Source organism: Pseudanabaena sp. FACHB-1998, assembly GCF_014696355.1.
Taxonomy (GTDB): domain Bacteria; phylum Cyanobacteriota; class Cyanobacteriia; order Pseudanabaenales; family Pseudanabaenaceae; genus Pseudanabaena.
Window position 1 is genome coordinate 21,562 of sequence record NZ_JACJQA010000020.1, and the last position, 9,229, is coordinate 30,790.

Here is a 9,229-nt window from a genome sequence, read left to right on the forward strand (position 1 = left end):
TGTGATTTCTAGGCGATCACTCTTATCCTGGCATGTATTGTATATTAGATATTAGTGACCAGATCAAATGCCTAAACTTTATGTATATAAGGATTTAATCGTGATTACAAATGCTAGTAGCCTTACCCTTAGCACCCTCCGTCAAAACTTTGGCTTGAGGCTCGACACTAGCGATCGCTTTTTTGATGAATGGTTAAATAATGCATCGCCCCTAACCGAAGCGGAACTACAAGGACTAGATCGCCTCACTCGTAACTACACTTATCTCAGTCAAGAAGAACCACCTCTCGAAGAAATTGTTAAGCTTGTGGTTATATCACCATTGCTAGACTTGGCAGGTTTCTATCAATTTCCTTTTTTGGTAAAAGCAGAAGTAAGTACCAATATTGAAGTTGCGGACGAATTTAATGTTATGGCAGTTCAAGGTCGAATTGATATTTTGGTAATCCAAGATAGTTTTTGGATTTTGGTAATCGAATCAAAACCTGCAAGACTGGACGTTACGGCGGGGATTCCCCAAGCACTTGCCTATTTATTGAGCGCTCCTAACTTACAGTCAAGTTGCTATGGAATGGTTACAAACGGAAGAGAAGTATTGTTTTTGAAATGCGATCGCCATCAAAATGCCCCTCAATATACGCGATCGCCTACTTATCGATTGCTCGAAAATATTACAGAGCGTGTTCAAGTTTTGCAGGGACTTAAACAAATTGGGGGTTATATTGGCGATTTAAGGAGTTAGGCAATCGCCTAAACAATCATCTACTAAAAGCGATCGCTATTACTTTAAATCGTGATTTCTAGGCGATCGCTCAATCAATATTTTCCTTTGCGATCGCCCTTACCTTTGACGAAGGCGATCGCTAATTCAACCCCAGATTCTGAGATAATTTTCCACGTAACACCAGTTACTTACTGAAATTGTGACAGAAATTCTAACATCAACTCCTCTTCTGACATTTGCTGTTGCCTCAGAAATTCGGGACCTCTTAAAAATTCCCTAATCGTGATGCGGCGATCGCGAAAATCGACCACAAATTGATGCATTTGTTCGATAATTGCAATCTGAGCCTCGACTTCATGCAAAGCCTCCCCAATCGGGTCGCCACCGTACTTGCTCATTTTCTTGAAAACCGCAGTCATTTCCCCTTGCTGTGTTTTTTTCGTGAGTTTAAGTTGGCGTTTTAAAGTTTCAAGTTGATCCTTCAGATAGATATTCTCTGCCTCCACTTTCGCACAGTGGCGCGTTAGATCATCAGAACTATCGCGATCGATAATTGCACCTAGCTCTTGCTGCTTCTCAATCGCCAAAAGTCTTGCTAAATCACCATCCTGATAAGCGAGATTAATTTCTTTCATAATCTCAGTGCGATATTCTTTTTCCGCTTCATCAGTTACCTTATCAGGATGGAAACTATCAGCTAGACGCAAAAAAAGCTGACGAATCTTTTTAAGTTCATCCCGATCAGGCTTAGGAATATCTTCTATAACCTGCTGATAAGATCTTCCTTTATAGCTGTCCCAGTTAGGCTCATCGTCCGACTCATCATTATTTTCAAAGATATCTGATTCCATCGGTAAATGTTTAGGACTGATAATCCCATCTGATTGGAGATGATAGTAGACTGTCTCAATATCTTTACGAGACTTCTTTCCCAATTTTCTTCCAGTGAGAATTTCTTGAAAAATAGTATGAATTTTTTCATCAAGTTCTACCATCTTTTGTCGAAAAGGAGCCACCCGTTGAGCGATTTGAATACCAACCTCTTTAATACTTTCATTGAGATTATTTAACTTTGTGCGGTTAGACTCAATCTGTTTGATGAGCTTGCTATTTTCCTTCTCCAAAAAGTTGAGACGAACACGCAGATTTGAGAGCCCAAGCTCATTATGAGAGGTATCCTTAGAAATTTTAGATTTTCGAGCCATAGCAGGAGGATAGGGAAATTGCGTTAATATTCTAATCTGAAACTTGAGATGCGATCACTAATTATTATGGCAGCAAAGGACGTTGTTGCATAAAAGGGGAGGAGAGGATAAATTAGGTATTAAATAGGAGGGCAAAACCAGCAAATGAAAGAGCAATATCAGATCTGCAACTGGTCAGAGTACAACGCAGGGCTGAAACAAAGAGGAAGACTAACCTTTTGGATTAGCGACATTTATCACCGTAAAAGCGATATATCACCAAGCAGGAAGACAAACGCAAGGATTGTTAGAGTCACTATTTGACTTGATGGGGATAGACTTGCCAGTCCCAGACCACAGCACCGTATTAAGACGGACAAGCAAGTTTAAGCGTGACATTACCAGTAGTCCCTCAAGAGGGAGCAGTGCATTTAGTAGTGGATTCGACAGGAATAAAAGTTTACGGTGAAGGGGAATGGAAAACTGGGCAGCATGGGATTAGTAAGAGACGGACATGGCGCAAATTGCACCTAGGAGCCGATGAATCCACTGGAGAAATTCTGGCTGCGGTGGTCACCATGAAGGATTGCCACGATGGTGAAGTACTCGCCGATATCCTTGAAGGAATTGACACTGAAATCGCTCAAGTTTCCGCAGATGGAGCCTACGACCATCGCCATTGTTATGATGAGATTGCTCAGCATGGTGCTAAAGCCGTGATTCCTCCCCGCAAAGATGCCAAAATCTGGGAGCATGGCAATACCAATGCGCCACCTCATCCCCGTGACCAAAATCTTCGCTATATCCGTAAACATGGGCGTAAAAAATGGAAACGTGGCTGTTGTTCATCAAATGTGCTGCCCTCAATCGCATGATGCAACTCGCTAAACCTGTCTCCTGTACTGTTGCTCGTTAATTATCTATCCTTATATCCTCTTTCTTTTGCCTTCTTTTTATTCATGCAACAAAGCCAACAAGGATTCAAAAAAGACTTCATCATGGCTGTGAAGGGTAATCGTTTAGCCATCTGTGCAGAGGAGAAAAGTCAGGGACATTTCGTTAATCTTGAGTTAAAACCATATTTAATGATGATTTGCTGAGCGATCGCTAAAAAAAAATTCTCGAAACATCAGCTAATTTCAATCAACTTTTTATAACGCTCTAACCCTCTTTAATAGCATTTCAAGGAGAATGGTTTGGAATGCTATTAAAGGTCTGAACCTGCTGAGAATTTCACTCCGATACTATTGCAAATTTTAATACGGTAAAAAATCATGAAGCTGGATGGAAAAGTTGCTCTAGTCACTGGAAGTAGTGGCGGCATAGGTCAAGGTATTGCGATTCGCTTAGCAAAAGAAGGCGCTAAGGTTGTGGTCAACTATCGCTCTAACCCTCAAGGTGCTGAAGAAACTTTAAATGCTATTAAAGCAACTGGCGGTGATTGCATGATGGCTGAGGGATTTTGCGATAGCGATCGCGGCTATAGTATTGGTGCTGACTTGGGCATGGTGGATGACGTTCGCAAATTAATTGATGAGAGCATCAAGCATTTTGGAACTCTTGATATTCTGGTTAACAATGCAGGGATCGAGAAACACGCTGATTTTTGGGATGTGACCGAAAAAGACTTTGAAGCGTTGATGAATATCAATTTTAAGGGGGTTTTCTTTGCAACCCAATCCTTTGTTAAACATCAAATTAGCGAAGGCAAACGTAATGGACGCATCATCAATATTAGCTCTGTTCATGAAGAATTGCCATTTCCACACTTTACGGCTTACTGTGCTAGTAAAGGAGCTTTAAAGATGATGACGCGCAATCTTTCAGTAGAGCTTGGTGCACTTGGTATCACCATCAATAATGTTGCCCCTGGCGCGATCGAGACTCCAATTAATAAGGCGCTTCTCAATGATCCTTCTAAATTGGAGCCATTGCTAAAAAATATACCTCTGGGACGGTTGGGACAGCCTGAAGATGTTGCCTCTGTAGTTGCCTTTTTAGCATCTGATGAGGCTCGCTATATTACTGGTTCAACAGTAGTAGTAGATGGTGGTCTGCTATGGAACTACCAAGAGCAGTAAGAAAATCATGAGTCTTAAATTTCAGAATGTAATTTATTAAATTAAATTGAATAAGGTTGAAATCATGTCAAAAATCAATTGTCTACCTGATAAACGTTCCATAGAAATCAACAAATCCGATACGATTTTAGAGGCTTTGTTAGCCAATGGAATCGAGCATACTCATGTCTGCGGTGGGAATGCCTATTGTTCCACTTGTCGAATTATGATTTTAGATGGAGTGCAAAATTGTAGTCCGCCAACTAGTGCTGAAAGAGCTTTAGCCAAAAAGCTAGATTTCCCTGTTCATGTGAGACTTGCTTGTCAAACTAAGGTTACAGGGGATGTTTCGATTCGCCGCATGGTGATTGATAATGAGGATATTGACATTCTCGAAGGTCAGCTTGCCACTGGTGCGGTAAATAGCGATCGCAATGTAGCTTTGCTAGTCATCACAATTCGCGGAGCAACTAATTTTGATGAGGTAAACTTTCACTACGATATTGTCTATATCATGAGCCGCTATTTCCATCGCGTCCAAAAAGTTGTGAGTCAATATGGTGGCACTATCCCCAATGTTATGGGCGTGAGAGTCATGGCAGTATTTGGGTTTGAGAAAAATAGTAGTTTAGCCGCAGAGAGAGCGGTATGGGCAGGTTTGGAACTGCTCAAGACCATAGCGGACTTGAATGTATTCTTAAAGAAATTATCCTATAACCCACTGAATGTGAGCATCGGCATTCACTATGGTGCAGCCGTTTTAATTCCTATAGATCCCAGCAAGCCCAATGTTCTTACACCTTTAGGCGATATTGTGAATTCGGTTGGTCGGATTGAAGCTGCCAATCAAGAAGTTGGGAGTGATTTGTTAATTTCAGAATCTGTCTACAACCAAGTCAAACCCAAAGCGATTTTTAATCGCAACGGTAATTTCAAACTAGGTAAAACCGAGTTTAAGGTCTTTGAAGTCACTGGGATGCAAGGAAATCCTCCTAAAGTCTTTAAGGTAGAGGACTCTACGGCCCCTGCACCTAAAAGATTTATGTCTTTCCTGCAAAAGTTCTTGTCTAAATAAATACTTGTTTTTAAATCTCTAGGAAAATTCATGGCTACAGAACATTATGATGTCATCATTATCGGAACTGGCGCAGGTGGCGGAACCTTAGCCTATCGTCTTGCTTCTAGCGGCAAAAAAATTTTGATCTTAGAAAGAGGTGCATTCTTGCCTCAAGAGAAACAGAATTGGGATACAGTGGAAGTCTATAAAAAAGACCGCTATCACACTGCTGAAATTTGGATTGACGATCGCGATGGCAGTAAGATTCATCTAGAAATGGTCTAATGGATTGGAGAGAATACGAAAGTATAGGGCAGTGCATTACTGCATCTGCGAGAACGAGATTTCGATCGCGTCGAATAACTGTGATGATCGCATTTTGCCTCTCTCTCTCTATTTTCGCAAGAAATTAGCGATCGCGGCAGTAGCTCATCAAAATGGTACTTGCCGTTTTGGCGAAGACCCTAAAGATTCAGTTCTAAATGTTAATTGTCGCGCTCATGATGTGGAGAATCTCTATGTTGTTGATGGCTCCTTTTTTCCTTCCAGTGCAGCCGTCAACCCCACCTTAACAATTATTGCCAATGCTTTACGAGTCGGTGATCACCTGATTGAACGCATTAAGTAGCCCAGCATAACAATAGACATTAAAAACCCTATTAGTGTTGCGGCGCAAAGCGCCGCAACACTAATAGGGTTTTTAGTTGATATTAAATATGACTTTTCAGCCATATTTAATCATCCTCTCATTTTTGCATCATGGTGTTCTCAGGCTCAAAGAACATACTTAAATTGAACTAAAACAAGTCAATAAAATAATTAGTTTTTTAAAAGAACTAATTAGGAGATAAACCCATGAAAAAAGTACTTCTAACCTTCTTGCCCGCACTACTACTCTCAGCAACTGCGATCGCTCCTGCTGCTAAAGCTCAAGATGCAATGCAGATGCCTTCAGTAGAAGTAAGAATGAAGATTACCTTGACTCCATTCAATCTTGCTTATTTGGCACATCAGGGGTATTTTACAAGTCAAGGTATTCCTGATTCCGAAGGTCTGATGAAAGGTTTTAATGATGGCTCGATCACCGCAGCTCAACTTGTAAAAGCAGCTGTCAACGACAAACGCTTGCCCACTGCGTTCTTGACGAATGATTCCTATATCGCCGCTGTTAAGAACCAGCTATATACGCTTACTCTCTCAGCTCGTTAAACCTGATTAAGGGTAGTCCTAAGAAATTTATTATGGTAAGGATGGGCGGCGCGAAGCGCCGTCCATCCTTACCTATTTAGAGTATTACCAGTAGAAATACTATCGTAGAGAAATATGATGAATTCAGAGCAAGCTAGATTAACAGAAACCAGAAACGGAAAACCTTGGAAGCAATGGGGTTCTTATCTTAGCGAGCGACAATGGGGAACAGTTCGGGAAGATTATAGTGCTGGTGGCAGTGCTTGGGACTATTTCTCGCACGACCAAGCGCGATCGCGTGCTTATCGATGGGGCGAAGATGGGATTGCGGGTATTTCTGACAACCATCAATTTCTCTGCTTCGCGATCGCCTTATGGAATGGAACCGATCCAATTATTAAAGAAAGATTGTTCGGATTAACAGGCAATGAAGGAAATCATGGTGAAGATGTCAAAGAGTATTACTTTTATCTCGATAATACGCCCACACATTCCTACATGAAATATCTTTACAAGTATCCTCAGGAGGCTTTTCCCTACGAACAGTTAGTGAATGATAATAAATACCGCAGTCGGCAGGAACGAGAGTTTGAGCTATTGGATACAGGAGTGTTTGATAGCGATCGCTATTTTGATGTCGTCGTAGAATATGCTAAAAATTCGCCTCAGGATATCACAACCCAAATTAGTGTTACCAATCATGCACCCGAATCACAGACTATCCATCTTCTACCTTCGCTGTGGTTTCGCAACACTTGGTCTTGGGGAAATGATGATACCAATAAGCCCTTACTAACAGCCCATTCCTCTAATGTGATTGCAGCAAATCATGACCATTTAGGTAAAATGTGGCTCTACTGTCCAGATAGCCAAGAATTGTTATTTACAGAAAATGAAACCAACTATCAACGAATATTTGGAACACCAAATAGTTCTAAATATGTGAAAGATGGCATCAACAATTACATTGTCAATGGCGAAGCGTCGGTAAATCCTCAGCAACAGGGAACAAAGGCTGCTGCTCATTATGATCTGGCGATTGCTTCAGGAGAGACCAAAGTTGTTAGATTGAGATTGAGTGATATTGCGCCAGATACCCTTTCCTTGGGAACAGACGCAGAAATTATGGCAATTCGATTGAGAGAGGCAAATGATTTTTATCAGCAGATTTCTCCATTTGCGATGACTGATGATATGCGAAATGTCCAGAGACAAGCTTTTGCGGGGATGTTGTGGAGTAAGCAATATTATAACTATTCTGTGAAACCTTGGCTAGAAGGCGATCCAGCTAACCCTACTCCACCTAGCGATCGCCTCAATGGGCGCAACTCTAAATGGTTTCATTTAGAATCTGAAGAGATTCTTTCTATGCCCGACAAGTGGAAATATCCTTGGTTTGCAGCTTGGGACTTGGCTTTTCATACGATTCCGATTGCGATGATCGATCCCGATTTTGATAAGCGACAGCTTGATATCATCACGCGCGAATGGTTCATGCACCCCAACGGTCAGATTCCCGCCTATGAATGGGCTTTTGGCGATGTCAATCCTCCAGTTCACGCTTGGGCGACCTATCGAGTTTATAAGATTGAGCAGAAGATGTGCGGCAAAGGCGATCGCAAATTTTTGGAACGGGTATTTCAAAAGCTTTTATTGAACTTTACTTGGTGGGTAAATCGAAAAGATCGTGAAGGCAAGAATGTATTTGAAGGCGGTTTTTTAGGATTGGATAATATTGGTGTGTTTGATCGTAGTACCAAACTCCCTACGGGTGGCTATATTGAGCAAGCTGATGGCACTAGCTGGATGGGTATGTATTGCTTAAATATGCTAACAATTGCTCTAGAACTCGCCAAAGAGAATCATGTTTATGAGGATATTGCCACAAAATTCTTCGAGCATTTTCTCTACATTGCCGATGCAATGAATAAAGTTGGCGAAAAGCATACAGAGCTTTGGGACGATGAAGATGGTTTTTACTACGATGTCCTCAATCTACCCTCTGGCAATCAAACAAAACTAAAAGTGCGATCGCTAGTTGGGCTGATTCCTCTTTTCGCAGTACAGACATTAGATCCAGAACTAATCGATCAACTGCCAGAATTTAAAGTGAGAATGCAATGGTTTATTACCCATCATCCCGAACTATCCCAAAATGTAGCTTGTATGGAAACTTGTGGGATGCAATCTAGAAGATTACTTGCCATTTGTTATCGCGAGAAACTCCAACGCATTCTCACCAAGATGTTAGATGAGAGTGAATTCTTGAGCGAATACGGTATTCGGGCTATCTCTAAATTTCATCAGGAGCATCCCTATGTTTGGAGCACCAATGGCAGTGAATATCGAGTTGATTACGAACCAGCCGAATCTTCAAGTGGACTATTTGGTGGAAATTCTAATTGGCGCGGACCAATTTGGATGCCCGTAAATTTCCTCATTGTCGAATCCTTACAAAAGTTCCATCATTTCTATGGGGATAGCTTCAAAATTGAGTATCCTACTGGTTCAGGAAAGCTGATGACGTTATGGGATGTTTCGGTAGAGCTATCGCAGCGTCTAGTCAATATTTTTGTTCCAGATGATCAAGGCGATCGCCCTCTAAACGATCAGCAAAGTGCTAAAAAGTCAAAGTTTCACACTGATCCTCACTGGAAAGATTTGGTTTTATTCTATGAATATTTTCACGGTGACAATGGATCAGGGCTTGGCGCTAGTCATCAAACAGGATGGACAGGGCTGGTCGCAAAACTAATCCAACAATTGACTGAATATTCTGATAAAAGCCCAGATTAACCACTTGAGTACACCCGTCTGAGTGAAATGTTTGATGGAGATGTTCCCATGCGATGCCACGGGATCGAGCAATCTCTCTTGCTGAATCCCAATTGTCGAATCAGCTGTAGCAATCCTAAATGATTTGTGGAAAAATAGAGAAGAAGAAATCAAAGCAAAGACTTGGAAGAATTAACTGAATTTATAGAGAGTAACCCCAAGAGTAAGGAACTCAAAAGAG

General features: G+C 41.3%; 7 protein-coding genes and 2 pseudogenes. 8 read left to right on the top strand and 1 reads right to left on the bottom strand.

Translation table 11 applies throughout. The annotated features are described in order from the left end of the window. Positions 1-67 precede the first annotated feature (67 nt). A complete protein-coding gene (locus H6F42_RS07750; RefSeq protein WP_190398787.1) occupies positions 68-742 on the top strand; it encodes a type I restriction enzyme HsdR N-terminal domain-containing protein in 675 nt (224 codons plus the stop codon). A 51-nt stretch (positions 743-793) separates the two neighbouring features. Next, positions 794-919 (top strand): hypothetical protein, encoded by a 126-nt coding sequence (locus tag H6F42_RS22080; RefSeq protein WP_277873831.1) that lies wholly within the window; start codon positions 794-796, stop codon positions 917-919. Here H6F42_RS22080 and H6F42_RS07755 read toward each other — a convergent pair. After that, a complete protein-coding gene (locus H6F42_RS07755; protein ID WP_190398788.1) occupies positions 913-1,929 on the bottom strand; it encodes a J domain-containing protein in 1,017 nt (338 codons plus the stop codon). The two genes, H6F42_RS22080 and H6F42_RS07755, sit on opposite strands and share 7 nt — an antisense overlap. Positions 1,930-2,073: 144 nt before the next feature. On the opposite strand from H6F42_RS07755, the pseudogene H6F42_RS07760 reads away from it, so the two are divergent. The 6 genes and pseudogenes from H6F42_RS07760 (at position 2,074) to H6F42_RS07785 (ending at position 9,009) form a co-directional block, all read left to right on the top strand. Next, positions 2,074-2,824 (top strand): annotated as a pseudogene (locus H6F42_RS07760) (IS5 family transposase). A gap of 358 nt (positions 2,825-3,182) precedes the next feature. Continuing rightward, positions 3,183-3,989 carry a glucose 1-dehydrogenase gene (locus H6F42_RS07765; protein ID WP_190398789.1) on the top strand — a complete coding sequence of 269 codons (807 nt, stop codon included), beginning with the start codon at positions 3,183-3,185 and terminating at the stop codon, positions 3,987-3,989. A gap of 64 nt (positions 3,990-4,053) precedes the next feature. After that, positions 4,054-5,043, top strand: a complete 990-nt coding sequence (locus tag H6F42_RS07770; RefSeq protein WP_190398790.1) for an adenylate/guanylate cyclase domain-containing protein — start codon at positions 4,054-4,056, stop codon at positions 5,041-5,043. A 30-nt stretch (positions 5,044-5,073) separates the two neighbouring features. Continuing rightward, positions 5,074-5,653, top strand: a pseudogene (locus tag H6F42_RS22285) (GMC family oxidoreductase). A gap of 227 nt (positions 5,654-5,880) precedes the next feature. Next, complete coding sequence (locus tag H6F42_RS07780) at positions 5,881-6,234, top strand: hypothetical protein (RefSeq protein ID WP_190398791.1); 354 nt, start codon at positions 5,881-5,883, stop codon at positions 6,232-6,234. A gap of 114 nt (positions 6,235-6,348) precedes the next feature. Then, positions 6,349-9,009, top strand: a complete 2,661-nt coding sequence (locus H6F42_RS07785) for a glucosidase (RefSeq protein WP_190398792.1) — start codon at positions 6,349-6,351, stop codon at positions 9,007-9,009. Positions 9,010-9,229: the final 220 nt, after the last annotated feature.

Bases quoted from the DNA above. Each gene is read 5' to 3' on its own strand.
- H6F42_RS07750 (WP_190398787.1), top strand. From the start codon at position 68: ATGCCTAAACTTTATGTATATAAGGATTTAATCGTGATTACAAATGCT.
- H6F42_RS07780 (WP_190398791.1), top strand. From the start codon at position 5,881: ATGAAAAAAGTACTTCTAACCTTCTTGCCCGCACTACTACTCTCAGCA.
- H6F42_RS07785 (WP_190398792.1), top strand. From the start codon at position 6,349: ATGATGAATTCAGAGCAAGCTAGATTAACAGAAACCAGAAACGGAAAA.
- H6F42_RS07755 (WP_190398788.1), bottom strand. From the start codon at position 1,929: ATGGCTCGAAAATCTAAAATTTCTAAGGATACCTCTCATAATGAGCTT.
- H6F42_RS07765 (WP_190398789.1), top strand. From the start codon at position 3,183: ATGAAGCTGGATGGAAAAGTTGCTCTAGTCACTGGAAGTAGTGGCGGC.
- H6F42_RS07770 (WP_190398790.1), top strand. From the start codon at position 4,054: ATGTCAAAAATCAATTGTCTACCTGATAAACGTTCCATAGAAATCAAC.